A 24,412-nucleotide genomic window follows, 5' to 3' on the forward strand; every position below is an offset into this window, starting at 1 on the left:
GTGATGTCAGGCAGTGGTGAGCGCCTCGCGGCTTCAAGAGCATTCGCAGAAATTTCGTTTTTCTGCTCGGATCTGATTTTTTTCCGCTCACTTAACCAGTGCAGACCCACCGTCGAAGCCCTGCAGTAGTAGGGCATCAGCGCGCGTAGACACATTTCGATCATCGCACTGGCTTCGCATGAAACTCAAAAACGTGACGTGTCACAACCGCAAAACATTTTGACGTGACAGTCACGCTTGGATACTATGAATCCATCGCTGCAGACCGGAACCTTGTACGAGGGGTAGCGACGCCGGGAAGATGCTTAGGCAAATTCCTCCCAGCCAGTGAGCGGGATTCAAAAGGCTAGGCCGATATTGTGATTCAGCAAAAAGCCCTGAGGCTCTCGCCTACAGGGCTTTTTTGCGTCTGTCTTCTGAGGGTTTTGGGCGCTGGTCGCGGCTAGATCTTGATTCCCAGATTTCGCTTCTCCAGGACGTATCGAACGTTGAGGAGCGAGCCTTTGCTGGGCATGCTGGAACGTCCCCACTGGTCGACCTCATAGGCCGAAACCACGTTGAGCCTCAGGAAATTGTCTTGGTTTGCAGGTTTGCGGATTTCGAAGAAAATCGCGTACTCGTGAGTGTCCAGACAGAAATACCGGCTGTTATTCACGCCACCGAAGTGAGTCCTGACTTTGGCATCGATGAAGCGCTTATCGATGAACTCCAGCAGCTGCTTGGACTGGTCATAGCGTGTCGCGCAAAAGTAGCGCTCTTCGTTGGTGCGAGGATGCCGGAGCAGTGGGCCGTTTTCTTTATTGTCGGTGAAGCAGTGGAAGCCGAACGTGAACTCAACGCTCACGTCGCAGACGGGGAGCTGGTAGGTTCGCACCGTTGGCTGCAGATGCGCCATGCAAAGCTCTCGGCCGTTAATTTGTAGGTTCTTCCAGCGCATGCCCGTAGCCATCGAAATTCGGCTTACGAGAGTATTCCTTTGCAGAGTGATGTCAAGATAGCGGCGTTTTCGGCCGAGCTTTCAATCTGTAAGCTTGAGTATTATGCTGTGACGGCTGGCTCCGAGACTTCGTTGGCGCATCGCCTCCCCTTGGAGACCCCTGACAGCCCGCCTTCCATGGCGGGCTTTCTCGTATCTGCATCCCAGTCAGCGTCTGTCAGACGCGTTGCATGAAATGGTGCTTATGCTATGAAGCAGCCCTTCGCAGCAGGCAGCTAATGGAAAAGCGCCAAGAAACGGCTGAAATTGACGGTGGCTAAAGCAAGGGCGCTCAGTACGATAATGGTCGTGTAGATCGGGTGGTCTTTGATGATTTCAATCAATACAACAGGGTGCACCCCGTTCCGCTCGTACCATTTCGATTTTGTCTTCAAGGACTTCTCATGTGTACGTTCGAAGAAATTTGCAAACATATCGAGCTTTCTTAGGGTAGATTGATGCATTTTGATGTATTCAGCATTCACAAATGCTGCAGCCTCATCAGCGCCCGGCAGGGCGTCCTGATCGCTAGCACCGTTGAGTTCAGCTAATGCCATAATCCTGCCTTTCCTTCCTTTGCTATCGGCATGCGGGGCATAGCTTCTTCCATATAGCGCAACCAGCTCACGCGCAAGATCGACCTTCTTGTCATCCGGCAGCTCTACGGGCTTGCCGCCGAGCACCCGGAACCGATGCTCAAGCGCAAAGAACCCGAAATTTTCGTCTCGCATATTCCAGTGCAGGAACCGGCAATCCTTGTGCTTATCAAGCCATTGGAAAAAGCCTTTCAGCATCGACTTTTCGAATTTATCTAGTTCTGCTTGCATGCTAGAGAGCTGTTTGCTGAGCTCTGCTTCTTTATGGATGGACCACGATTTGGTCTGGCCGGTTTTAAGGTTTCGTGTGGCAATGGATGTCACACGTTTCGACTCCCCGGTGTCGTTCTCGTAAAACGATTCACAGGAGTAGTGGATTACGTAAACTCGGTTCGCGTCGAGGTAGAGGTCTTCGATTAACGCTCTGCTCCTTTTACGATCCTTTAGCCGATCTAGCTCTGCTCCCAAACCATCCCCCTCAACCCAGTGCAACGTAGGCAAAGCTGGTGATTCTGCCCTCAAATTTAGGTACTCGCTAGGGTCACGTCTGGCCTTGGCTTGGTCGCTACGTGAGGCCAGGAGCTTCTATGAAGTGACTGGTTTTCAGCTTGGGCTTTTTTTCGTTGAATTCGTCAACTTGATGATCGATACCCCTAAATACGTAGTCAGGACAGGCACAAGCCAATCCCGGTTTTGAACCTCTCCCCTGATCGGAGAATCAGCCCATGCACACCATGTTGCTATTTCCAGGTGACACCCCGGTCGACAGCTCAACCCACGTCTGGTTGATGACCATCGGTCGCGTTGCCTATTTCATCCCTCGTCGATGATCCTATGACCCGGCGGCTGAACAGCCGTCGGGTATACTGGATTCCGTGGAGGCAGCGTCGTTTCTGGCTGCGACAGATTTAATTCTCTAGCGCATCTGCCCGAATCGGCATTTTTCAAGGTCGCGACAGTTTTGCATTTTCTTTAAATGAGGCTGCAAGCCACAGAATTCGTGGCCCGATGCGACAGTTTTAATTCTCTAAATTCACAGCTTGTGGATTTAGAGAATTAAAGCTGACGCAGGATAACTAAAACTGTCGCAGGAGGCGGTGAGTCCACCGCGCCGCCGCCTGCAATGTTCCTGCTCCTTGAAGTTGCCTCACTCGTTCGACGCTGGCTTTTGGGCAATGACGTCAACATGCACGCGATCATCAGCATGCTTAAAACACGAAGCCATGCCCGAGCTCTCTCTCCATCCACGCCAAGAAACGCCTGACCCGTTCGAACCCGGAATGCGCTTTCGGGAATACCAGATGATGGGCCGCCACAGGCGCGCTGAAGATGTGTGGCACGACTTCCACCAGTGTTCCGGCCGCAAGGTACTTCTGCGCTAATAACGTGCTTTCGAGCGCAAAACCCAGCCCGTGACTGGCGGCCTCCAGGGACATGTAGGAACGATCGAAGCTCAACGCGTAGGGCTTTTCCGGGCGGGCGAGGCCGTGTCGAGCGAACCAGGCCGGCCATTTCAGCAATGTGGCCTCGGAGAGAATCAAGTCCCGACGCAGTAGATCCGACGCGTCGTCGATCCTATGCCGGGCCAGCAGTTTCGGTGAGGCCAGCACGGCAAATGCCTCATTGCCTAAAGTGCGCACCTCGTAGCTAGGCCAATTGGGTTCGCCATGGCGAATGTCTACGTCAATCTTGTCGCGACTGAAATGCAGAGATTCATAGGAGCACGACAAGTTGATCTGGATATCCGGGTGCGCCATCCGAAATGCTTCCAGCCTTGGCATTAGCCAGAGCAGGCCGAAACTCGGTGACGAATGCAAACGCAGGCAATCGAGGCTGACGTCGCTGCTGGCCCGTTCCGTGGCGACGGAAAGACTGTGCAGAATGCCGGAAACGTCTTTCAGATACTGCTCGCCAACGGGAGTCAGGCTGACGCCGCGCGCCGCGCGAAAGAACAGTTGTCGACCAATCATTGCTTCGAGCTTGGCCAATTGATGACTGACAGCCGAAGGGGTGAGGTCCAGCACTTCCGCCGCGCGGGCAACATTACCGAAACGAGCAGTTTGCTCAAAGGCCTGAATCGCTCTCAGGGGTGGAAGGGCCGGCGCGGTATCGTCAACAGATCGCATATCAGTCACTTCGCTCGTAGCGCATATTTTTATTGGGACCTCCATTCAATCATTTAGCAATCAGGGTGACGAGTGCTGAATTTTTTTCAGCACCCAATGATTTTTGCGTTATTGCTCAGGGCCTGGGCCGAGACCAAAGTAGGCCCATCGATTCCGCTGAATCGACCCTATAAAAACAATCAGAGGTCACACCCATGCTTCTTCAAGGCAAAGTCGCAATCATCACTGGCGCCGCATCGGCACGCGGGATCGGCCGGGCAACTGCGGCCACATTCGCTGCTCAAGGTGCCCGCGTGGTGATCCTCGATCTGGATGAAGCCGCTGCCCGCGATGCCGCAGCGTCTCTTGGCGAAGGGCATCTCGGCCTGGCCGCCAACGTCGCCGATCAGGCACAGGTAAATCAGGCCGTTGCGCAGATCATCGAGCACTTTGGCCGCATCGACGTGCTGGTCAACAACGCTGGCATCACCCAACCCCTCAAGACCCTGGACATCACGCACAGCGACTACGACAAGGTACTCGACGTCAGCCTGCGCGGCACGCTACTGATGTCTCAGGCCGTCATTCCCCTGATGCGGGAGCAACGTTCGGGCAGCATTGTCTGCATGTCCTCGGTATCGGCGCAGCGTGGTGGTGGCATTTTCGGTGGCCCGCACTACAGCGCAGCGAAAGCGGGGGTACTGGGCCTGGCCAAGGCCATGGCACGAGAGCTGGGGCCGGATAACGTGCGCGTGAACGCCATCGCCCCGGGTCTGATTCACACGGACATCACTGGCGGTTTGATGCAGGACGATCGTCGCCACGCAATCATCGACGGTATTCCACTGGGTCGTCTGGGCGAAGCGCAAGACGTCGCTAACGCCGCATTGTTTCTGGCCAGCGATCTGTCGACTTACCTGACCGGAATCACCCTGGATGTAAACGGCGGCATGCTCATTCACTGATGCACATTGCGTCAGCCCGCGCGGCTGACGCTGTTCTGAATCGATAAAAACAAGAGATCAGACCATCATGATTACCACCCTGTCATTGGACGCGGTTTCGGCCGTGCGCTCCAACGCATACCGCAAGACTGCCTGGCGACTGATGCCGTTCCTGATGCTGTGCTACCTGTGTGCCTATCTGGACCGGGTAAACGTGGGCTTCGCCAAGTTGCAGATGATGAGCGACCTGTCCCTAAGCGAGGCCGTTTATGGCCTGGGCGCCGGCATGTTCTTCATTGGCTACTTTCTTTGCGAAGTGCCCAGCAATCTGATCCTGCACAGGGTCGGCGCACGCCGCTGGATCGCCCGGATCATGATTTCCTGGGGGATCATTTCCGGCCTCTTTGCCTTCGTTGAAACCGCCTGGCAGTTTTATGCCCTGCGCTTTCTGCTTGGCATCGCTGAGGCGGGTCTGGCTCCTGGCCTGTTGTTGTACCTGACCTACTGGTTCCCTTCCTACCGTCGCGCAAAGATGACCGTGCTGTGGTTCGTCGCGATTCCATTGTCGGGGATGATTGGCGGCCCACTGTCAGGCTGGATCATGAATCAGTTCGCAGGTTTTCATGGCTGGGCGGGCTGGCAATGGATGTTCGTCATCGAGGCAATTCCAACCGTCATCGTCGGCTTGTTGGTACTGAGCTATCTCAAAGATGGCGTGCATCAGGCCACTTGGCTGACCGATGAAGAAAAGGACCTGGTTACCAAGGAGCTCGCCGAGGACAACGCCCACAAGGTCACTCATGCCTCACCTCGGGAATTCATCCGTGATCGCCGCCTATGGCTGCTGGCCTGCATCTACTTCTGTGTCGTAATGGGCCAGTACGCGATCACCTTCTGGCTGCCGACCCTGATCCGCAATGCCGGGGTATCGGACCCACTGCACATCGGCATGCTGACCAGCCTGCCTTACATGTGCGCCATCGCCGCCATGCTGCTGATGGGCCGTAGTGGCGACAAGCATCGCGAACGTCGCTGGCACCTGGTTGCCCCGATGATCGCAGGTGCCATCGGCCTGACGCTGGCGGCGCTGCTGGGTGGCAACCTGCTGCTGTCGGTACTCAGCCTGTGCCTTGCAGCAGCTGGCGTGCTCTCGGCTTCCTCACTGTTCTGGATGCTGCCCACTACGCTGCTCGGCGGCGTGTCAGCCGCAGCAGGTATCGCCGGTATCAACAGTTTCGCCAACCTTGCCGGGTTCTGCTCGCCTTACCTGATCGGCTGGATCACCACTTCCACCGGTTCCAGTGCCATCGGCATGTACCTGATCACCGCAGTGCTGCTCGCGGGGGCCACGCTGGTCCTGCGCATTCCCGCCGCATCGGTCAATCGTTAACTCGCTGGAGTAGTCACCATGACTGTCAACGCACCCGACACTTCGCTCTCGGCGCTCGCCGAACGCGCGTACTACATTCGCCGCCATGCCCTGCGCATGGGGCAGGTCCAGGGCCAGGGTTATGTCGGCCAGGCCCTCGGCGCCGCTGACTTGCTGGCCGTGTCGTACTTCCATGCGCTGCGCTATCAGCCCCACAACCCCGAATGGGAGCAACGCGACCGCTTTTACCTGTCCATCGGTCACTACGCCATCGCCCTGTATGCAGCGCTGATCGAAGCCGGCGTGATCCCCCTGGAGGAACTGGAAACCTATGGTTCGGACGACAGCCGCCTGCCGATGTCGGGCATGGCCGCTTACACGCCGGGCATGGAAATAACCGGGGGGTCGCTCGGCCACGGCTTGGGCATAGCGGTCGGCGCCTGCCTGGGCCTGAAACGCAAGAACTCGGATTCGTTTGTCTACAACCTGCTCTCGGACGGCGAATTGAACGAGGGTTCAACCTGGGAAGCCGCGATGTCGGCCTCACATTGGAAACTGAACAACCTCATCGCAATCGTCGACGTCAACAACCAGCAAGCCGACGGCTACTCCAGCGAAGTGCTGGCCTTCGAGCCCATCGTTGACCGTTGGCAGGCGTTTGGCTGGTTTACCCAGCGCGTGGACGGCAACGACATCGGCGCCCTGGTCGCCGCGTTCGACGCCGCACGCAACCATCAAGGGGCACAGCCGCGGGTCATCATCTGCGATACCAAGATGGGCAAGGGTGTGGACTTTCTCGAGTCACGTGAAAAAACCCACTTCATCCGCGTCGATGAAAACGAGTGGGATCTGGCATTGCAAAACCTTCAGGTCGGGAGAACTGTATGAGCCGCGTAAACACTACCGAAACCGGCAAGAAGCGCCTGACAACCTCGGCCATGATCGCTTCGATCGCTGCCGAGGGCCAGGCCACCCGTTCAGCGCCATTCGGCCATGCGTTGGCGGCACTGGCCGAACAGCGTTCGGACATCGTCGGCCTGTCGGCGGACCTGTCCAAGTACACCGACCTGCACATTTTCGCGAAGGCGCACCCGGACCGTTTTTATCAGATGGGTATGGCCGAGCAATTGCTGATGAGTGCAGCCGCTGGCATGGCACGCGAAGGCTGCGTGCCGTTCGCCACCACGTACGCGGTATTCGCCTCGCGCAGGGCCTATGATTTTATCTGCATGGCCATCGCCGAGGAGAACCTCAACGTCAAGATCGTCTGCGGGTTGCCGGGCTTGACCACCGGTTACGGCCCCAGCCACCAGGCAACGGATGATCTGGCAATCTTCCGCGCCATGCCGAACCTGATGATCGTCGACCCATGCGACGCTCTGGAGATCGAGCAGGCGGTGCCTGCCATCGCCGCCCATCAGGGACCGGTGTACATGCGCCTGCTGCGCGGCAACGTGCCGCTGGTATTGGACGAATATGGCTACAAGTTCGAGATCGGCAAGGCCAAGACCCTGCGCACCGGAAAGGACGTGCTGATCATTTCCACCGGTCTGATGACCATGCGTTCGCTAGAGGCCGCAGCGCAGTTGCAGAAGGATGGCGTCGATGTGGCAGTACTGCACGTACCCACCATCAAGCCACTGGACGAACAGACGATTCTGGCTGAGGCACGCAAGTCCGGACGGTTGGTGGTCACCGCCGAAAACCATTCGATCATCGGCGGCCTGGGCGAAGCGGTGGCGGGCCTGCTGCTGCGCAACGGGGTAACGCCGACATTCCGCCAGATCGCCTTGCCCGATGCCTTCCTCGATGCCGGCGCTCTGCCGACGCTGCATGACCGCTACGGTATCTCCACCGATGCAGTGAGCGCGCAGATCAAGGCTTGGCTGTGACTTGATACCTGAAGATAGAGCCGGCCGGAATTGAAGGCGGCTCTATCCCTGTATGCCCGCAAAGCGAATGCCGAAGGCAAGGGCATGGCCTGACGCAGCGAATGGGGCTCGTCAGATTTGCATGGCCATGCCATCCACATTCATCGCCGCCTGGCGCAGGGCCTCGGAGCGCGTCGGGTGAGGGTGGCAGGTGAGGGCGATATCTTCTGCCGAGGCCGAGAACTCCATAGCCACGCAGAACTCACCAATCATCTCGCTGACGCTTGGGCCCACCAGGTGCACACCCAGTACTTCATCGGTTTCGGCATCGGCGATGACCTTGGCGAAGCCTTCGGTCTCGTGGTTGATCTTGGCACGGCTGTTGGCGGTGAAGGGGAACTTGCCAACCTTGTAGGCACGCCCTTCGGCCTTGAGCTGCTCTTCAGTCTTGCCCACGGTGGCCATCTCCGGGCGGGTATAGATCACGCCAGGGATGAGGTTGTAGTTGACCTCGTGGGGCTTGCCGGCGATGCGTTCGATACAGGCCACCGCTTCGTCTTCGGCCTTGTGCGCCAGCATTGGGCCCGAAGTGACGTCGCCAATCACCCAGACACCCGGCACTGAGGTACGGTGGTGCTCGTTGCTGAGCATGCCGCGCTTGTCGGCTTCCAGGCCCACGCTTTCCAGGTTCAGCCCTTTTGTATAAGGGCGGCGGCCGATAGCCACCAACACGTAATCGGCTTGCAGCGATTCTGCGGTACCACCGGCGGCAGGCTCCAGCGTCAGGCTGACGCCATCGGCACCTGCGGTAGCCTGAGTCACTTTACTGCCCAGCTTGAACACCATGCCTTGCTTGGCGAGCGCCTTCTGCAGGGTCTTGGCCGTTTCCGTGTCAGTGCCTGGGCAGATGCGGTCCAGGTATTCGATGACAGTGACCTGGCTACCCAGGCGGCGCCAGACCGAACCCAGCTCAAGACCGATCACGCCAGCACCGATGACGACCAGGTGCTTGGGCACTTGCGGCAGCGACAGCGCGCCGGTCGAGTCGATGATGCGCTGGTTGTCGACGGTCACACCTGGCAGAGGGGTGGGCTCAGAGCCGGTGGCAATGACGATGTCCTTGGCCTGCAACGCGGTTTCGCTACCGTCTTCGGCCTTGACCACGACCTTGCCGATGCCATCCAGGCGGCCCCAGCCTTTGATCCACTCGACCTTGTTCTTGCGAAACAGGTATTCGATGCCCTTGGTCAGGCCTGTCACGCTCTCGTCCTTCTGTTTCATCATCTGGGCGAGGTTGAGGGTGGGCTTTACTTCGATACCGAGGTGGGCGAACTCGTCACCGCTGGCAGCTTCGTAAAGCTCCGAAGCATGCAGCAGCGCCTTGGATGGCATGCAGCCGACGTTCAGGCAGGTACCGCCCAAGGTCGAGCGGCCTTCCACGCAGGCAACGCTCAGGCCCAACTGGCCAGCACGGATGGCTGCGTTGTAGCCGCCAGGGCCACCGCCGATGATCACCACGTCATAGGATTTCATGGGTTCAACTCCAGGATGTAGAAGCGCGAGAGGGCACAAGGTTAAGCTGAGATGCAGTGATTGTATACAATCTGCTGTGTGGATAAGATCAGTTGGTTCTAGACCAAGGTCTTGCTTAGAGGAAACATCCTACAGATGAACTACTCTGATCCGGTGACGTTCGAAATATTAGGCGTCGTGGCCAATTACGGACAGGAGGGGTGTTTCATGCTTGCTCAACTTCCACCTGCATTGCAGAGCTTGCATCTGCCGCTGAGGCTGAAGCTGTGGGACGGTAACCAGTTTGATCTTGGGCCTAGTCCTCAGGTCACCATTCTGGTGAAGGAGCCGCAGCTGATCAGCCAGTTGACCCACCCAAGCATGGACCAGCTAGGCACCGCATTCGTCGAAGGCAAGCTGGAGCTGGAAGGCGATATCGGTGAGGCCATCCGCGTGTGCGACGAGCTGAGCGAAGCGCTGCTGGCGGATGAGGATGAAACGCCGCCGCCACGTGTGTCTCATGACAAGAGCACCGACGCCAAAGCCATCTCCTACCACTATGACGTGTCCAACGCGTTCTACCAGCTTTGGCTGGACCAGGACATGGCCTATTCTTGCGCCTACTTCCGTGAGCCGGACAATACGCTCGACCAGGCGCAGCAGGACAAGTTCGACCACCTGTGCCGCAAACTGCGCCTGGATGCCGGTGACTACCTGCTCGATGTTGGCTGTGGCTGGGGCGGGCTGGCGCGGTTCGCTGCCCGTGAATATGGCGCCAAGGTGTTCGGCATTACCCTGAGCAAGGAGCAATTGAAGCTCGGCCGCAAGCGTGTGCAAGCGGAAGGGCTTGCCGACAAGGTCGACCTGCAGATTCTCGATTACCGCGATCTACCCCAGGATGGTCGCTTCGACAAGGTTGTCAGCGTGGGTATGTTCGAGCATGTCGGGCATGCCAACCTGGCGCTGTACTGCCAGAAGCTGTTCGGGGCGGTGAGGGAAGGGGGGCTGGTGATGAACCACGGCATCACTGCCAAGCACGTCGATGGCCGACCGGTCGGGCGCGGGGCGGGTGAGTTCATCGATCGTTATGTATTCCCCCACGGCGAACTGCCGCACCTGTCGATGATCAGCGCCAGTATCTGTGAAGCCGGGCTGGAGGTGGTGGACGTGGAGAGCCTGCGCCTGCACTACGCTAAAACCTTGCACCACTGGAGCGAGAACCTGGAGAACCAGTTGCACAAGGCGGCCGCGCTGGTGCCTGAGAAGACCCTGCGGATCTGGCGTTTGTACTTGGCCGGGTGTGCCTACGCCTTTCAGAAGGGCTGGATCAACCTGCACCAGATATTGGCCGTGAAGCCATACGCCGACGGGCATCATGACCTGCCTTGGACGCGGGAAGATTTGTACCGCTGAAATCGTAAGTGTCGCAGCTTTGCAGGAGCGGCCTTTAGCGCGAGAAGGCCGCTTTGAACGGGTGTACTCAGCCTAAAGAATCGGCGATATCAGCCGCGCAATCCGCATCCCCAATTGCTGTAGTCGATGGGTGTCTTGGGTGTCTTCTGCAGTAATTTCCCGCGCGTGTTCGAAGTCTTCGTGGAGCATGTGCTCGACCTGGTCGGCGAAGCCGCGATCGACTGTCAGCAGGGTAATCTCGAAGTTCAGACGGAACGAGCGGTTGTCCAGGTTGGCACTCCCAATCGCGCTGACGTCATCATCCACCAGCACCACCTTCTGATGCAGAAACCCGGGTTGGTAACGGAACATACGTACCCCCGCGCGCACCGCTTCGAAGGCAAACAGGCTGGAGGCGGCGTAGACGATGCGGTGGTCCGGCCGTGACGGGATGAGCACCCGCACATCGACTCCTCGTAGTACCGCCAGCCGCAAGGCGGCGAACACGGCCTCGTCAGGGATGAAGTAGGGGCTGGTGATCCACACCCTGCGGGTGGCCGAATGAATCGCCTCAAGGAAGAACAGCGAGCAGGTTTCTTGTGGGTCTGCCGGGCCGCTGGCCAAGGCCTGACACAGCACACCGTTGTCCGGGTACGTATCGGGCAGGATCAGCGGCGGGAGCTGGCGCGTGGCCCAATACCAGTCCTCGGCGAACGACTCTTGCAGGCAGGCCAGTACCGGCCCGCTGATCTGTACGTGGGTGTCACGCCAGGGTGAAAGCTGTGGGTGTTCACCCAAATACTCGTCTCCCACGTTGTGACCGCCAATGAAGCCGAGCAAGCCATCCACCACCACAATCTTGCGATGGTTGCGGAAGTTCACCTGGAAGCGGTTGAACCAGCCGCGACGGGTGGCGAATGCATGGATCTGCACGCCGCCGTCACGCAGCATCTGGCTGTAGCTGGCCGGCAAGGCGTGGCTGCCGACACGGTCGTACAGCACGAACACCTGCACGCCTTCGGCGGCTTTGCGTAGCAAGAGTTGCTGCAGTGCCTTGCCGAGGGTGTCGTCATGAATGATGAAGAACTGCACCAATACCACATCGCGTGCTTTTTCGATGGCTGCGAATATGGCATCGAAGGTGGCCTTGCCATTGATCAGCAGTTTTACCTGGTTATTTGCCAGGCATGGCATGCGACCCAGCTTGGGCATCGCCCGCAACGCTGCGTAGCTTTCGGACTCGCGGGCGGTAAGGGCTTCTTCAACCCAAGGTCGCCAGTTGAGGTTGGCCATGGCCACGTGCATTTCCTGGTTGGCCTGACGCCGAGCCTTGATGTAGGCGTAGAACGAGCGGGCGCCGAAGATCAGGTAGGGGATCAAGGTGAGGTAGGGGATGAAGAGCAAGGGCATCGCCCACGCAATGGCTCCCTGAGCTGTCCGCACGGTGAACAGCGCATGCAGTGCGGCGACTATACCCAGCAGATGGATCATGCCGAGTAGGTAACCAAAGAAGTAGGGGCTGTGGTAATCCATATGCATCCTGCTTGCCGAGTACACTTGAGGTAACAGAACACGTTCCCGGTCCGCCTGCAACCCGCAGGCGGATTTGGCGTCTAAGGCTCAGTCCGGCCCGTTTGACCGGTTTTTTTCCAGGAGCGTTCGTCCATGAAGATTCGTCTGCCACTGTTGGCGTTGGCCCTAGGCATGAGCAGTCCGCTGGTGCAAGCCCAGATGCTGCAACCGGGGTTGTGGGAGCTGACCACCAGCAACATGCAGGTCGATGGCAAGCCGCTACCCGACATGGAATTCATGCTTGGCCAGTTGAAGAACCTGCCGCCAGAGCAGCGCGCAATGATGGAGGGGGTGTTGGCCAAACAAGGGGTCAGTGTAGGTGGCAAGGGTGTGCGTTCGTGCCTGACACCAGAACAGGTGGCAACGAATGATATTCCGCTGCAGGACCCGAAATCGGGCTGCACTCAGAAGATTACCGACCGTACCGGTAACGTGTGGAAATTCCAGTTCAGCTGCCCGAAGGCACAGGGTAGTGGCCAGGCTACATTTCTCAGTGATCGGGAATTCACCACCCAGGTCAGTGGCACGTTCAACGCTTCGGGTGTGCAGCAGCAAGGCAGCATGAACACGCGTGCGGTGTGGCTAGGCAATGACTGCGGGACGGTCAAACCGCGCAGCTGAAGTCCCATTGCCACTGGCTGGTGACAACCGCGTCGTGGGCATGCAGCCTCAGTTGCCGTTCGAGCAGCCGAGCATGGCCAGTTCCAGAAGTCGGTAGGGAAACGAATAGTTCCACGTGGAACATTTCATTTTCAATCCTAGCCTCGACGCGGTTACCGCATAGCTTTTCGGCCTGAAAAAGGCTGATCAAGGCAGGCGTTTCAGCAAGCGCTCGAAGCTGATGTGCGAATAGGCGGCAGTAGAGGCAAAGCCTTCAAAACAAAAGAAGGCATCAACGGCAGCCCTCGATCAAGCTGCAATGCAGCTTGAAGCGCTCCCCGCTGGAACTCGATACGCGGTTCAAGGTGGTCCAGCCTACTCGGCGGCTGTAACCCACCCAGGCCTCACCGTTGCTGGCCAGGCCGGTAAAAAAAGTCAACGTGCCATAGCGGCTGTTGGTTTGCGCCCATAGTCGGCGGCTGCTGAAGTCATAGCCGCGAAGGTAGAACGTGCTGCCTTCGGTGCGCACGCTGTAGTAGTTGCCTTTGCCGTCCTGGCAAGCGAGCAGCGTCGCGCTTCGCGTACAAAGGGCCAATGCACCGTTTTGCGGCATGGCCAACAGCGAGGCAGGCATGGTGAGCACCAGCAATGCCATGACGCGTGGCAGATTCATTTTTCATCCCCTGTGAGCACTCGTCCGTCGAGAACCACTTGGCGAAATTGTATTGTTACTTTATAACATTGTGCAATGCATCGCTTCGAATGCGTCTGCCTGAAGGGGTTCGCCATGTCCAATCGTCTTCCCGTCACCGTGCTGTCCGGCTTTTTGGGCGCCGGCAAGAGCACGCTGCTCAACCATGTGCTGCGCAACCGCGACAACCTGCGGGTGGCGGTAATCGTCAACGATATGAGTGAAATCAACATCGATGCCAGTGAGGTGCAGCGCAATGTCAGCCTCAACCGCGCTGAGGAGAAACTGGTCGAGATGAGCAACGGCTGCATTTGCTGCACGTTGCGCGAAGACCTGCTTGAGGAGGTTGCACGGCTGGCCGAAGAGGGACGTTTCGATTATTTGTTGATCGAATCCACCGGTATCTCTGAGCCACTGCCAGTGGCTGAGACCTTCACTTTCCGTGACGAGCTGGGTCGCAGTCTGTCCGATATGGCGCGACTGGACACCATGGTCACCGTGGTCGATGGCTTGAACTTCCTGCGCGACTATCAAGCAGCAGAGAGCCTGGCCAGCCGTGGTGAAACGTTGGGCGAAGAAGACGAGCGGTCGATCAGTGATTTGCTGATCGAACAGGTCGAGTTCGCAGATGTACTGCTGCTGAGCAAGATCGACCTGATCAGCCAACATGAGCGCGAAGAACTCATCGCCATTTTGCGCAGCCTCAATGCCCGGGCGCAGATCGTACCCATGGTCATGGGCCAAGTGCCGCTGGCACGGATCCTCAACACCGGGCTGTTCGACTTCGATCAAGCGGCCCAGGCACCAGGCTGGTTGCAGGAGCTGCGCGGTGAACATGTACCAGAAACCGAAGAGTACGGAATCGCGGCCATGACCTGGCAGGCCCGACGCCCGCTTCATCCACAGCGCTTTTACGACTTTATCCACAAGGACTGGGAAAACGGAAGGCTGCTGCGTTCCAAAGGGTTTTTCTGGTTGGCCAGCAAATATCAGGAAGCTGGCAGCTGGTCGCAAGCGGGCGGCATGATGCGCCATGGTCTGGCTGGCCGCTGGTGGCGCTTCGTGCCACGCGAGCAGTGGCCACAGGATGTGGATAACACGAATGCGATCTTGAAACACTGGACCACCGACACCGGTGACTGCCGGCAGGAGTTGGTGTTTATTGGGCAGAATATCGACGTCGAAAAATTATCCACAGCCCTGGATGCATGCCTGTTGACGGATCAAGAAATGGGCTTGGGTCACATGGGCTGGCTGCGTTTACCTGACCCATTTGGCCCATGGCATGAGGAAGCGGCAGCATGAACCTGGCTCACCGACCTGTGGATATCTTTCAGGTGTTTGGCGAGACGCCTCAAGTGCTGGCCGAAGTGCTGCAGGATGGCGTGAACCTGGCCGTCTGGCGGCGGCGCTTGCCGGCACAACTGGAGGACTTTGCCGCACTGGTGATCAGCCTTGGCCAGCCCTTGGCTGATCAGCGGGTGATTGATGTGAACGAGGAGCAGAAGCCGGTATTGCCAGATCTGCTGCGTGAAGCGGCGGATTTGCATGGGTATGAAGCTTTCGTTGCTGATGTGACGTGGTTGGTGGCGGCTTATACCTGTCTGGTTGGCGCACGACGGGTCGGTTTGCGCTTGCGCGTGTTGAACGCTCCGATGTGCCCACGCTTCCATGTGGATAACGTACCGTTGCGCTTGCTCACCACTTACGTCGGCCCAGGTAGTGAGTGGTTGCAAGAGCGGGATAGCTGTCGTGGAGAGTTACACACAGCTCAGCCACCTGTGGATAACATCCAACACCTGCAGGCCGCCGAGGTTGCGGTACTTAAAGGCGAAAAATGGCAGGGTAACGAAGGGGCAGGCCTGGTGCATCGGTCCCCTTCTACGCAGCGGGGGCGTTTGCTGCTCAGCCTTGACTGGCTGGCCTGACGGCGCATAGTGAGGCATCACCGCCGCCTGAAGCCACCCCATGCTGCAGAACATTCCCACCCATGTAATTGCCGGCCCGCTTGGTGCTGGCAAGACCACGCTGATCCGTCACTTGCTGGCTCAGCGCCCAGCCAACGAGCGCTGGGCGGTATTGATCAACGAGTTCGGCCTTGTCGGCCTGGATGCGGCCTTACTCAGCCGTGACGAAGACGGCATCGCCATCGGCGAGGTCGCAGGGGGCTGCCTGTGCTGCGTCAACGGCATGCCGTTCCAGGTGGGCCTGGGACGACTGCTGCGCAAATCGCGGCCTGACCGGCTGTTTATCGAACCTTCCGGCCTGGGCCATCCCTTGCAGCTGCTGGCTCAGCTGCAACAAGCGCCTTGGGTTGGAGTGCTGACAATTCAGCCACTCATGATGGTTGTGGATGCCCAGGCCATGGCTCGAAACGAGCCTCTGCCAGAGGCTCAACAGCAGGCTTTCAACGCCTCTGAAAGCGTGGTTTTCAATAAGTCAGAGGCTGTGGATGAAATACATAAGTTGTTGATAAGTAATAAATTTAAAGAAAAGAAGATCATGTGGACCGTGCAGGGGCAGTTGCCTTTGTCCGGCCTCCCGACGGTATCCCCACAGATTGTTGACAGCCCATTCTTGAAAAACAGGATTGTCGACAATCCTGGAATCGATCCAGCAGCACTGTGGGCTGACCCGAGTCAACCGATTTGCCTTGCCCAGCAGGGGGAGGGTGGTTGGAGTATTGGCTGGCGGTGGCACCCCGGCCAACAGTTTTATCCACAGCGGCTAAAGGCTTTCTTGTGTGCTTGGCCATGGCGACGGGCCAAGGGAGTTATCCACAGCATGGAGGGATGGTGGTCATTCAATGGGCTGAATGGGGATATGCCCGCTTGGGAGCCCAGCGACTGGCGGAAGGACACGCGTATCGAGCTGATTTTCGATCAGCCGCAACCGCAACCCGCATTGCAAGCCGGGTTGGATGAATGTCGCGTCAGTTGATCAGTTGCGCCAGCGGTTATGCTCCTGGCGCCATTGCTGCATCTCTATGACGTTGTCGGCGCGCGGTGGGGTCTTGATTTCGAACGGGTAGGGCGCCAGCTCGATCTGCACACTGTGGGCGCCGAACTGGGTCGCGGTGCCGGGGTGACGTTGCTCACCCGTGACGGTGAATTCGAAGGCATAGACGCGTGCCAGGCGCTTGCGGCCATTGGCATCCCGGACAAAGGCGATGCGCTTGAGCGCTACGGCATCGTCAAGCAACTCCAGGTCGAGTTTGGCGCAATGCTGTTTGACCCGTTCCAGGGCCTTTTCACGCAACCCATGGTTGTGCCACAACCAGGCGCCTGCCGTGGCTACCAGCATCAGGACGAAGAGGTTCTCCAGGGTCAACATTTGCATATGCTCCAAACAGGTAGATCCAGCTTAACTGCGTTCCTGGCCTGTCGTACAGGTAGCAATCGAGTTCATACTGCGCTGCGCACAATCCTAGAAACAGCTTTGGAAACCTCCCGCATGAAACGTACCCCGCACCTGCTCGCCATTCAGTCCCACGTGGTGTTCGGCCACGCCGGCAACAGCGCCGCGGTATTCCCCATGCAGCGTATCGGGGTCAATGCCTGGCCACTCAATACCGTGCAGTTCTCCAATCACACACAGTATGGCCAGTGGGCGGGTGAAGTGCTTGCCCCAGCGCAAATTCCTGCGTTGGTGGAAGGCATTTCCAATATCGGCGAGCTGGGCCACTGCGATGCAGTGCTTTCCGGCTACCTGGGCAGTGCCGAACAAGGGCGAGCGATCCTGGCCGGCGTCGAGCGGATCAAGGCGGTAAACCCAAAAGCGTTATACCTGTGCGACCCGGTCATGGGGCACCCGGAAAAGGGCTGCATCGTGCCGCCCGAAGTCAGTGAGTTTCTGCTTGACGAGGCTGCAGCCACAGCGGACATCCTGTGCCCCAACCAGTTGGAGCTGGACAGCTTCTGTGGGCGCCGCGCCCAGTCGCTGGAGGATTGCGTGAACATGGCGCGCAGCCTGCTGCAGCGTGGGCCGCAGGTTGTACTGGTCAAGCACCTGGCGTACCCCGGGCGGGCCGAAGAACAGTTCGAAATGTTGCTGGTGACCGCCGAGCACAGCTGGCACTTGCGCCGCCCACTGCTGGCGTTTCCGCGTCAGCCGGTGGGGGTGGGTGACCTGACCTCAGGCTTGTTCCTGGCGCGTGTGCTGCTCGGCGACAGCTGGGTGCAGGCATTCGAATTCACGGCTGCGGCAGTGCATGAAGTGCTGCTGGAAACCCAGGCCTGCGCCAGCTACGAATTGCAGTTGGTACGGGCCCAGGACCGCATTGCGCACCCACGGGTGCGCTTCGAAGCGCAGTTACTGGCGCTTTAAATGGCGTCGGTTTTCAAGTCCTGATAGCGCTTTTCCAGTTCCTGGCGGATCTGCCGGCGCTGCTGGCCTTGCAGGAAGCGGCGCTTTTCTTCGCTGCTGTGCGGCTGGCGTGGTGGCACCGGCACCGGGCGGCGGTTGTCGTCGACCGCGACCATGGTGAAGAAGCAGCTGTTGGAATGGCGCACCGAGCGCTCGCGAATGTTCTCGGTCACGACTTTGATGCCAACTTCCATCGAAGTGTTGCCGGTGTAGTTGACCGACGCCAGGAAGGTCACCAGTTCACCCACGTGCACGGGTTCACGGAAGATCACCTGGTCGACCGACAGGGTCACCACATAACTGCCGGCATAACGGCTGGCGCATGCATAAGCCACTTCGTCGAGGTACTTGAGCAGGGTGCCGCCATGTACGTTGCCAGAAAAGTTGGCCATGTCCGGGGTCATCAGGACGGTCATGCTCAGCTGGGCGTTTCCAGGTTCCATAGTGTGCTCACGGTGAGGTTGCGCTGAATCGGGCGAATGGAGGGCGTTATCTGCTGACACTGCTGTTCCCCTCTTTTGAATGTGCCTTGCTGATACGGGACGTTGGCTGGCGCATCATCGTCACGCTGATCATGCCATCAGCGGCGCTTTTCCAGCCGATCTGTTTCTGCATATTGCACTGGCTTTTTGCGGCGGAGCGCGATGTTAACCTGAGTACGCCCATGCAACATGGGTGTTCCCAGATTCAATACAGTATGTACTTGCTGCTCGCTCAGGTTTGCCTCGGCAGAGGAGCGGTCTGCCCAGGCATTCACAAGACGAGAAAAGGAGTATCACGCCATGCATGCCATCAGCTTCATCCAGGACCTGGCAGTCATCATGCTGGTCGCTGGCGTGGTCACCATTCTTTTTCACCGTTTCAAGCAGCCGGTGGTGCTGGGCTACATTGTCGCCGGCTTCATCATTGGCCCGCACACTCCGCCGTTCGGCCTGATTCATGACGAAGACACCATCAAGACCCTCGCCGAACTGGGGGTGATCTTCCTGATGTTCTGCCTGGGGCTCGAGTTCAGCTTGCGCAAGCTGTTCAAGGTCGGTGCCACGGCGTTCATCGCAGCGTTCCTGGAAATCGTCCTGATGATCTGGATCGGTTTCGAGATTGGCCGCTGGTTTGGCTGGAGCACCATGGATTCACTGTTCCTGGGCGCCATTCTGGCCATTTCCTCCACCACCATCATCGTCAAGGCGCTCAACGACTTGAAGATGAAGAACGAGCGCTTTGCCCAGCTGATCTTCGGCGTGCTGATCGTCGAGGACATTCTGGGTATCGGTATCATTGCCCTGCTGTCGGGCATCGCGGTCAGCGGCACGGTCAGTTCGGGCGAAGTGTTCTCCACTGTCGGCAAGCTGTCGCTGTTCATGATTGTCGCCTTGGTCATCGGTATTTTGCTGGTACCGCGGTTACTGGCCTATGTCGCCAAGTTCGAAAGCAACGAAATGTTGCTGATCACTGTTCTGGGCCTGTGTTTCGGCTTCTGCCTGCTGGTTGTGAAGCTGGAGTACAGCATGGTGTTAGGCGCTTTCCTGATTGGCGCGATCATGGCCGAATCACGCCAGTTGCTGAAGATCGAACGCCTGATCGAGCCTGTACGCGACCTGTTCAGTGCCATCTTCTTTGTCGCCATCGGCCTGATGATCGACCCTCAGGTACTGATCGACTATGCCTGGCCTATCGTTGTCATCACCCTGGCGGTGGTGCTGGGCAAAATGCTGTCTTGCGGCATGGGGGCGTTCATTGCCGGCAATGACGGGCGTACGTCTTTGCGTGTGGGCATGGGGCTTTCGCAGATCGGCGAGTTCTCCTTCATCATTGCCGCGCTGGGCATGACCCTGCAGGTGACCAGCGACTTCCTTTACCCGGTGGCGGTGGCGGTATCGGCAATCACCACGTTGCTGACACCCTATCTGATCCGCGCGGCTGACCCGTTGTCGCAGAAACTGGGCAATGTGGTGCCCGCCCGCCTCGCACGCGTGTTGTCGTTGTATGGCGAGTGGTTACGCAACATCCAGCCGCAGGGCGAGAGTGCCATGCTGGCGGCGATGATCCGGCGTATCCTGTTGCAGGTTGGGGTGAACCTGGCGCTGGTGATCGCCATCTTCTTCAGTGGCGGCTACTTTGCAGGGCGTATCGGCAATTGGCTCAGTGAGTGGGTCAGCGATGTCAGCCAGCAGAAGGCCGTCATATGGGGGGCTGCTTTGTTGCTGTCACTGCCATTCCTGATCGCTGCGTACCGCAAGCTAAAGGCACTCTCGATGCTGCTGGCAGAGATGGGCGTGAAGCCGGAAATGGCCGGGCGACATACCCAGCGCGTGCGCCGTGTGATCGCCGAAGTGATCCCGCTGTTGTCGCTGCTGGTGATTTTCCTGCTGTTGTCGGCATTGTCCGCCAGCATTCTGCCCACCAGCGAATTGCTGCTGGTGATTGCCGTGGTAGCTGCGGTGGTGGTGGCGTTGTTGTGGCGCTGGTTTATCCGCGTGCACACGCGCATGCAGATCGCGTTGCTAGAGACGCTGGAGAACAGTCGCGAAAACTCGCACTGAGGGGGTTACGCCTTGGGCAAGGTATCCCGCCCGCCCGCCCGAGGAGATGGGGCTACAGCGATGTCGCCAGGCGCAGAAGGCCTGGCGATTTTAACGATCTTGAGGCGCTGAGACGTCATTGTTACTGACTCAGATCGCGAGCTTCTCTATAAGTGCTAGCGATCAGCTCTCCAGCCAAACATCTCGCGCCCAGTGCCACACCGATTCCCAACTGTCTTCGCCGACAATTTCCTCTTCGGCATCCCACAGCACCACGGTGCCGTCCTCTTCGACGCAATAGTAATTGTCGCCGTCCTGGCACAGCGGAATCAGGTCACGCGGTACGCCGGCATCCCAGGCGTTGGAGGCCACATCTGGCAGGTAGGTGTGCGACTGCGGATCAGTGACGGTAACAGGCTCAAGGGAGCCGTAAACCACATCACTTACGGTCAGCAGAAACTCTTTGAACACGAATGGAATATTGATGAACAGCTGTTCTTCGATCTCTACCAGCTGGTCTTCATCGGGAAGCTCCAGGGGCACTGGTACTGGCTCATTCGCTTCACGGAGTTGTTCGATCACTTCTTCCACGGTTCACTTCCTCTGACCTAGATGACAACGCTGCGCCTTATACCCTAGTAGCCCACTTTGGCAAAAGCAAAAACCCCGGGCAAGCCCGGGGTTCTCTGTTTAGCACGCAGCGATTAGCCGTTTTGACGGATACCGGCTACCAGCCAAGGCTGGTTCTCGCCTTGGGCGCGAACCATGTGCCAGCTTTCGCTGAACACTTCGCCCTGGTCGAAGCGCGAATTCTTCGACACGCCACGGAAGGTCAGGGTCGCGTCGGTGCGGTCGGCGCGGTCTTCGACACCGTCCAGTTGCACTTCCAGGTTATCGATGTAGGTGGACTGGAAGCCATCACCCAGTTCAGCACGCTCACGCTTGAGGAACTCAAGCATTTGCGGGGTAACGAACTCGCTGATCTTGTCCATTTCATTGGCATCCCAGTGCTGCTGCAGCGACTGGAAGTGGTTACGGGCTGCCGCCAGGAAGCTCTGCTCGTTGAACCAGGCCGGGGCGTTGATCACCGGTGCGGCTGCGGCAGCAGGTGCGGCCGAACCCCCGAAAATCGAAGGCTGGGCAGGCTGCGCGTGAGCCTCACGCTGCATCGGCGCATGGCCTGGCATGGCCATTTGTGGCTGCTGTTGGCGGCGGCGCGCGGCGATGAAGCGGAACACGAGGAAGGCGATGAGCGCCACGATCAGGAAGTCCATGATCTGGAAGCCTTCGAAACCGTCGCCCATGAACATGGAAGCCAGCAGGCCACCGGCGGCGAGGCCGGCCAGTGGGCCCAACCAGCGCGAAGCACCGCTGGCGGCAGCCGGTGCACGGCCAGGTGCGGTCGGCGCGGCAGCAGGCGTGGTTGGCGTAGCCTGGCGGGTCTGGTGGATAGGCGCGGAGCCCGAGCTCTTGCCGCCGCCGAAACGCTTGGCGCTGGCGTCCAGGCTCAGCGTCAGGCCGACGCAGAGCGCCAGTGCGATGCTAAGAAAACGTTGCATAAGTGGGATATCCCCTGTTGTGGATTGCACGCGCGTCATGGTGCACAGGTTCCCGGGCACATGACCAGCGACATAGTGTTTCGAGCTTTTGCCTGATGTTACAAAGTTGGCAGGCCCGACCCTTGTGGGCTTAGACAGCCTCGAGCTTGGCATACCCCAGCATCAGCCATTTGCTACCTTCGGCAAAATTCACCTGCACCCGCGCCTGAGCGCCAGAACCCTCGAAGTTGAGGATTACGCCTTCGCCGAATACCGCATGCTGCACACGCTGGCCAAGGTTGAACGCGGTCTGCGGAATGCTGGCATTGGCGAACAGGTTGCTGTTGGTGGCCGTCTTGGCCCCGCCGAACGGGCGGCTGACACTGTTGGACAGGCGTACTTCCTGAACCAGGCCGGCCGGAATTTCACGCACGAAACGCGACACCTTGTTGTAAGTCTCGCTGCCATAAAGGCGGCGTGTTTCGGCATAGGTCATGACCAGCTGGCGCATGGCGCGGGTGATGCCTACATAGGCCAGGCGTCGTTCCTCTTCCAGACGGCCGGGTTCTTCCAGGCTCATCTTGTGCGGGAACAAGCCTTCTTCCATGCCCACCAGGAACACATAGGGGAACTCCAGGCCTTTGGCGCTGTGCAGGGTCATCAGCTGGATGCTGTCTTCATGCTCGTCAGCCTGAGTATCGCCAGCTTCGAGTGAGGCGTGGCCAAGGAAGGCCGAGAGCGGGGACAGGTCGGCGTCTTCGTCGGTGGACTCGAAGTTGCGTGCCGCACTGACCAGTTCCTCAAGGTTTTCTACGCGTGCCTGGCCCTTTTCACCTTTTTCTTCCTGGTGATAGGTGATCAGGCCGGACTGTTCGATGGTGGTCTGGGTCATGGTATGCAGCGGCATGTCCACAACCTTGGCGGCCAGCCCCTCGATCAGCTCGATAAAGGCCCCCAGGGCACTGGCGGCGCGGCCCTTCAGGGCTTTGGCGGCGAGCAGCTGGCACATGGCCTCCCACATGGACAGCTGGCTGTGACGGGCGTGCTCGCGGATGGCTTCGACGGTTTTTTCGCCAATACCGCGCGGCGGCACGTTGATCACCCGCTCCAGAGCGGCATCGTTGCCACGCCCTTCGATCAGGCGCAGGTAAGCCATGGCATTCTTGATTTCGGCGCGCTCGAAGAAGCGCTGGCCGCCATAGATGCGGTAGGGGATGCGTTCGCGCAGCAGGGCCTCTTCCAGCACGCGCGACTGGGCGTTGGAACGGTACAGGATGGCGATCTCGTTGCGCGCATTACCCTGCTTGACCAGGCTCTCGATGGTTTCCACGACATAGCGCGCTTCGTCGTGCTCGTTGTAGGCCGCGTACAGGGTCAGTGGTTCGCCTTCGCCCATGTCGGTCCACAGTTCCTTGCCCAGGCGCCCGCTGTTGTTGGCGATCAGCGCGTTGGCCGCCTTGAGGATGCCGCCGGTGGAGCGGTAGTTCTGCTCCAGGCGGATCATTTCGGCGTCGGGGAAGTCGGCGGTGTACTGGTGGATGTTTTCGATCTTGGCGCCGCGCCAGCCGTAGATCGACTGGTCGTCATCGCCTACCGCCATCAGGCTGTCGCCACCGCGTGCCAGCAGGCGCAACCAGGCGTACTGCACGGCGTTGGTATCCTGGAACTCGTCCACCAGCACGTGGCGGAAGCGTCGTTGATAGTGCTCCAGCAGGCCCGGGTGGTCACGCCACAGGTCCAGGGCGCGAAGCAGCAGTTCGGAGAAATCGATGACACCGGCGCGCTCGCACGCCTGCTCGTAGGCCGTATAGACCTCGCGCATGGTCGCCAGGAACAGGTCGCCCCCCGCCTGGATATGCTGCGGGCGCAGGCCTTCGTCTTTCTGCCCGTTGATGAACCACTGGGCCTGGCGTGCCGGCCACTTCTGCTCGTCCAGGCCCAACTCGCGCATGACCCGCTTGATCAGGCGCTGCTGGTCGTCGCTGTCGAGGATCTGGAAGTTCTGCACCAGCCGCGCTTCCTGCCAGTGGGCCCGCAACAGGCGATGGGCCAGGCCGTGGAAGGTGCCGACCCACATGCCTGCCGGGTTGATGCCCAACAGTTGCTCGATCCGCTGGCGCATTTCTGCTGCGGCCTTGTTGGTGAACGTCACCGACAGGATCGAGTGCGGTGATGCCTGCTCGACCTGGATCAGCCAGGCGATGCGGTGTACCAGCACGCGGGTTTTACCGGAACCGGCGCCGGCAAGCACCAGTTGACGCCCGAGCGTGGCCGCTACGGCCTGGCGTTGGGCATCGTTGAGGGAATTCAGCAGGAGAGAGAGGTCGTCTGTGCGCATCGGGCCATTCTAGGGCGATGC

The 24,412-nt window shown here is 58.9% G+C and carries 22 protein-coding genes; 11 read left to right on the forward strand and 11 right to left on the reverse strand.

From position 1 onward, the window contains the following. Positions 1–442: 442 nt before the first annotated feature. From ACTJJN_RS13085 to ACTJJN_RS13095, 3 genes are all read right to left on the reverse strand, one after another. A complete protein-coding gene (locus tag ACTJJN_RS13085) occupies positions 443–937 on the reverse strand; it encodes a hypothetical protein (protein WP_440781320.1) in 495 nt (164 codons plus the stop codon). A 275-nt stretch (positions 938–1,212) separates the two neighbouring features. Continuing rightward, positions 1,213–1,896: a hypothetical protein gene (locus ACTJJN_RS13090; protein ID WP_440781321.1), complete on the reverse strand. Its 684-nt coding sequence runs from the start codon at positions 1,894–1,896 to the stop codon at positions 1,213–1,215. Between the two features lie 884 nt (positions 1,897–2,780). After that, positions 2,781–3,698, reverse strand: coding sequence for a LysR substrate-binding domain-containing protein (locus tag ACTJJN_RS13095; RefSeq protein WP_012054138.1), 918 nt, complete (start codon positions 3,696–3,698; stop codon positions 2,781–2,783). 194 nt (positions 3,699–3,892) lie between these two features. Between ACTJJN_RS13095 and ACTJJN_RS13100 the strand changes: the two genes are divergently transcribed. From ACTJJN_RS13100 to ACTJJN_RS13115, 4 genes are all read left to right on the forward strand, one after another. After that, positions 3,893–4,642: an SDR family NAD(P)-dependent oxidoreductase gene (locus ACTJJN_RS13100; protein ID WP_012054137.1), complete on the forward strand. Its 750-nt coding sequence runs from the start codon at positions 3,893–3,895 to the stop codon at positions 4,640–4,642. A 67-nt stretch (positions 4,643–4,709) separates the two neighbouring features. Continuing rightward, the gene (locus tag ACTJJN_RS13105; RefSeq protein WP_014754901.1) at positions 4,710–6,011 is read left to right on the forward strand and encodes an MFS transporter; all 1,302 of its coding nucleotides are present in this window, start codon (positions 4,710–4,712) and stop codon (positions 6,009–6,011) included. Positions 6,012–6,029: 18 nt separating this feature from the next. Next, on the forward strand, positions 6,030–6,878 hold the full coding sequence (locus tag ACTJJN_RS13110) for a transketolase (protein WP_440781322.1): 849 nt from the start codon (positions 6,030–6,032) through the stop codon (positions 6,876–6,878). Next, on the forward strand, positions 6,875–7,882 hold the full coding sequence (locus ACTJJN_RS13115) for a transketolase family protein (RefSeq protein WP_012054134.1): 1,008 nt from the start codon (positions 6,875–6,877) through the stop codon (positions 7,880–7,882). Before ACTJJN_RS13110 ends, ACTJJN_RS13115 begins: the two co-directional genes overlap by 4 nt. Before the next feature lie 111 nt (positions 7,883–7,993). On the opposite strand, the gene lpdA is transcribed toward ACTJJN_RS13115, so the two are convergent. Further along, a complete protein-coding gene (lpdA, locus tag ACTJJN_RS13120; RefSeq protein ID WP_004575188.1) occupies positions 7,994–9,394 on the reverse strand; it encodes a dihydrolipoyl dehydrogenase in 1,401 nt (466 codons plus the stop codon). A 207-nt stretch (positions 9,395–9,601) separates the two neighbouring features. Between lpdA and cfaB the strand changes: the two genes are divergently transcribed. Beyond that, the gene (cfaB, locus tag ACTJJN_RS13125) at positions 9,602–10,786 is read left to right on the forward strand and encodes a C17 cyclopropane fatty acid synthase CfaB (protein ID WP_020190282.1); all 1,185 of its coding nucleotides are present in this window, start codon (positions 9,602–9,604) and stop codon (positions 10,784–10,786) included. Positions 10,787–10,858: 72 nt separating this feature from the next. Here cfaB and cls read toward each other — a convergent pair whose 3' ends face one another. Beyond that, the gene (gene cls / locus ACTJJN_RS13130) at positions 10,859–12,298 is read right to left on the reverse strand and encodes a cardiolipin synthase (RefSeq protein ID WP_012054132.1); all 1,440 of its coding nucleotides are present in this window, start codon (positions 12,296–12,298) and stop codon (positions 10,859–10,861) included. Positions 12,299–12,430: 132 nt separating this feature from the next. Here cls and ACTJJN_RS13135 point away from each other — a divergent pair, with 132 nt between their 5' ends. Continuing rightward, a complete protein-coding gene (locus ACTJJN_RS13135) occupies positions 12,431–12,958 on the forward strand; it encodes a DUF3617 domain-containing protein (protein WP_003253248.1) in 528 nt (175 codons plus the stop codon). Positions 12,959–13,229: 271 nt separating this feature from the next. Here the strand turns inward: ACTJJN_RS13135 and ACTJJN_RS13140 are convergent, their stop codons facing one another. Then, a complete protein-coding gene (locus tag ACTJJN_RS13140) occupies positions 13,230–13,610 on the reverse strand; it encodes a hypothetical protein (protein WP_004575191.1) in 381 nt (126 codons plus the stop codon). Positions 13,611–13,724: 114 nt separating this feature from the next. On the opposite strand from ACTJJN_RS13140, the gene zigA reads away from it, so the two are divergent. The 3 genes from zigA to ACTJJN_RS13155 are packed head-to-tail and all read left to right on the forward strand — an operon-like array spanning position 13,725 to position 16,568. Continuing rightward, positions 13,725–14,933: a zinc metallochaperone GTPase ZigA gene (gene zigA, locus ACTJJN_RS13145; RefSeq protein ID WP_012054131.1), complete on the forward strand. Its 1,209-nt coding sequence runs from the start codon at positions 13,725–13,727 to the stop codon at positions 14,931–14,933. Continuing rightward, positions 14,930–15,556, forward strand: coding sequence for a DUF1826 domain-containing protein (locus ACTJJN_RS13150; protein WP_012054130.1), 627 nt, complete (start codon positions 14,930–14,932; stop codon positions 15,554–15,556). The genes zigA and ACTJJN_RS13150 overlap by 4 nt, the downstream gene beginning before the upstream one ends. 40 nt (positions 15,557–15,596) lie before the next feature. Then, a complete protein-coding gene (locus tag ACTJJN_RS13155) occupies positions 15,597–16,568 on the forward strand; it encodes a CobW family GTP-binding protein (protein WP_012054129.1) in 972 nt (323 codons plus the stop codon). Here ACTJJN_RS13155 and ACTJJN_RS13160 read toward each other — a convergent pair whose 3' ends face one another. Next, a complete protein-coding gene (locus ACTJJN_RS13160) occupies positions 16,569–16,961 on the reverse strand; it encodes a DUF3301 domain-containing protein (RefSeq protein WP_003253259.1) in 393 nt (130 codons plus the stop codon). Between the two features lie 120 nt (positions 16,962–17,081). On the opposite strand from ACTJJN_RS13160, the gene pdxY reads away from it, so the two are divergent. After that, the gene (pdxY, locus tag ACTJJN_RS13165) at positions 17,082–17,954 is read left to right on the forward strand and encodes a pyridoxal kinase PdxY (RefSeq protein ID WP_003253261.1); all 873 of its coding nucleotides are present in this window, start codon (positions 17,082–17,084) and stop codon (positions 17,952–17,954) included. Here pdxY and ACTJJN_RS13170 read toward each other — a convergent pair. Further along, the gene (locus tag ACTJJN_RS13170; RefSeq protein ID WP_003253263.1) at positions 17,951–18,436 is read right to left on the reverse strand and encodes an acyl-CoA thioesterase; all 486 of its coding nucleotides are present in this window, start codon (positions 18,434–18,436) and stop codon (positions 17,951–17,953) included. The two genes, pdxY and ACTJJN_RS13170, sit on opposite strands and share 4 nt — an antisense overlap. A 339-nt stretch (positions 18,437–18,775) precedes the next feature. Between ACTJJN_RS13170 and ACTJJN_RS13175 the strand changes: the two genes are divergently transcribed. Then, positions 18,776–20,536 (forward strand): cation:proton antiporter, encoded by a 1,761-nt coding sequence (locus tag ACTJJN_RS13175; protein WP_003253264.1) that lies wholly within the window; start codon positions 18,776–18,778, stop codon positions 20,534–20,536. 162 nt (positions 20,537–20,698) lie between these two features. Here ACTJJN_RS13175 and ACTJJN_RS13180 read toward each other — a convergent pair whose 3' ends face one another. The 3 genes from ACTJJN_RS13180 to uvrD form a co-directional block, all read right to left on the reverse strand. Further along, the gene (locus ACTJJN_RS13180; protein ID WP_003253266.1) at positions 20,699–21,106 is read right to left on the reverse strand and encodes an SMI1/KNR4 family protein; all 408 of its coding nucleotides are present in this window, start codon (positions 21,104–21,106) and stop codon (positions 20,699–20,701) included. A gap of 113 nt (positions 21,107–21,219) precedes the next feature. After that, positions 21,220–22,074, reverse strand: coding sequence for a Tim44 domain-containing protein (locus tag ACTJJN_RS13185; protein WP_041168564.1), 855 nt, complete (start codon positions 22,072–22,074; stop codon positions 21,220–21,222). Positions 22,075–22,204: 130 nt separating this feature from the next. Continuing rightward, the gene (gene uvrD, locus ACTJJN_RS13190; protein WP_004575197.1) at positions 22,205–24,391 is read right to left on the reverse strand and encodes a DNA helicase II; all 2,187 of its coding nucleotides are present in this window, start codon (positions 24,389–24,391) and stop codon (positions 22,205–22,207) included. Positions 24,392–24,412 lie beyond the last annotated feature (21 nt).

Origin of the sequence: Pseudomonas sp. 22515 (assembly GCF_052044625.1) — a bacterium.
Classification (GTDB): Bacteria; Pseudomonadota; Gammaproteobacteria; order Pseudomonadales; family Pseudomonadaceae; genus Aquipseudomonas; species Aquipseudomonas alloputida.

What these genes read in the sequence shown, in the direction of transcription:
- ACTJJN_RS13085 (WP_440781320.1), bottom strand. Translation starts at nt 937, where the DNA reads ATGCGCTGGAAGAACCTACAAATTAACGGCCGAGAGCTTTGCATGGCG.
- ACTJJN_RS13095 (WP_012054138.1), bottom strand. Translation starts at nt 3,698, where the DNA reads ATGCGATCTGTTGACGATACCGCGCCGGCCCTTCCACCCCTGAGAGCG.
- ACTJJN_RS13100 (WP_012054137.1), top strand. Translation starts at nt 3,893, where the DNA reads ATGCTTCTTCAAGGCAAAGTCGCAATCATCACTGGCGCCGCATCGGCA.
- ACTJJN_RS13105 (WP_014754901.1), top strand. Translation starts at nt 4,710, where the DNA reads ATGATTACCACCCTGTCATTGGACGCGGTTTCGGCCGTGCGCTCCAAC.
- ACTJJN_RS13110 (WP_440781322.1), top strand. Translation starts at nt 6,030, where the DNA reads ATGACTGTCAACGCACCCGACACTTCGCTCTCGGCGCTCGCCGAACGC.
- ACTJJN_RS13115 (WP_012054134.1), top strand. Translation starts at nt 6,875, where the DNA reads ATGAGCCGCGTAAACACTACCGAAACCGGCAAGAAGCGCCTGACAACC.
- lpdA (WP_004575188.1), bottom strand. Translation starts at nt 9,394, where the DNA reads ATGAAATCCTATGACGTGGTGATCATCGGCGGTGGCCCTGGCGGCTAC.
- cfaB (WP_020190282.1), top strand. Translation starts at nt 9,602, where the DNA reads ATGCTTGCTCAACTTCCACCTGCATTGCAGAGCTTGCATCTGCCGCTG.
- cls (WP_012054132.1), bottom strand. Translation starts at nt 12,298, where the DNA reads ATGGATTACCACAGCCCCTACTTCTTTGGTTACCTACTCGGCATGATC.
- ACTJJN_RS13135 (WP_003253248.1), top strand. Translation starts at nt 12,431, where the DNA reads ATGAAGATTCGTCTGCCACTGTTGGCGTTGGCCCTAGGCATGAGCAGT.
- ACTJJN_RS13140 (WP_004575191.1), bottom strand. Translation starts at nt 13,610, where the DNA reads ATGAATCTGCCACGCGTCATGGCATTGCTGGTGCTCACCATGCCTGCC.
- zigA (WP_012054131.1), top strand. Translation starts at nt 13,725, where the DNA reads ATGTCCAATCGTCTTCCCGTCACCGTGCTGTCCGGCTTTTTGGGCGCC.
- ACTJJN_RS13150 (WP_012054130.1), top strand. Translation starts at nt 14,930, where the DNA reads ATGAACCTGGCTCACCGACCTGTGGATATCTTTCAGGTGTTTGGCGAG.
- ACTJJN_RS13155 (WP_012054129.1), top strand. Translation starts at nt 15,597, where the DNA reads ATGCTGCAGAACATTCCCACCCATGTAATTGCCGGCCCGCTTGGTGCT.
- ACTJJN_RS13160 (WP_003253259.1), bottom strand. Translation starts at nt 16,961, where the DNA reads ATGTTGACCCTGGAGAACCTCTTCGTCCTGATGCTGGTAGCCACGGCA.
- pdxY (WP_003253261.1), top strand. Translation starts at nt 17,082, where the DNA reads ATGAAACGTACCCCGCACCTGCTCGCCATTCAGTCCCACGTGGTGTTC.
- ACTJJN_RS13170 (WP_003253263.1), bottom strand. Translation starts at nt 18,436, where the DNA reads ATGGAACCTGGAAACGCCCAGCTGAGCATGACCGTCCTGATGACCCCG.
- ACTJJN_RS13175 (WP_003253264.1), top strand. Translation starts at nt 18,776, where the DNA reads ATGCATGCCATCAGCTTCATCCAGGACCTGGCAGTCATCATGCTGGTC.
- ACTJJN_RS13185 (WP_041168564.1), bottom strand. Translation starts at nt 22,074, where the DNA reads ATGCAACGTTTTCTTAGCATCGCACTGGCGCTCTGCGTCGGCCTGACG.
- uvrD (WP_004575197.1), bottom strand. Translation starts at nt 24,391, where the DNA reads ATGCGCACAGACGACCTCTCTCTCCTGCTGAATTCCCTCAACGATGCC.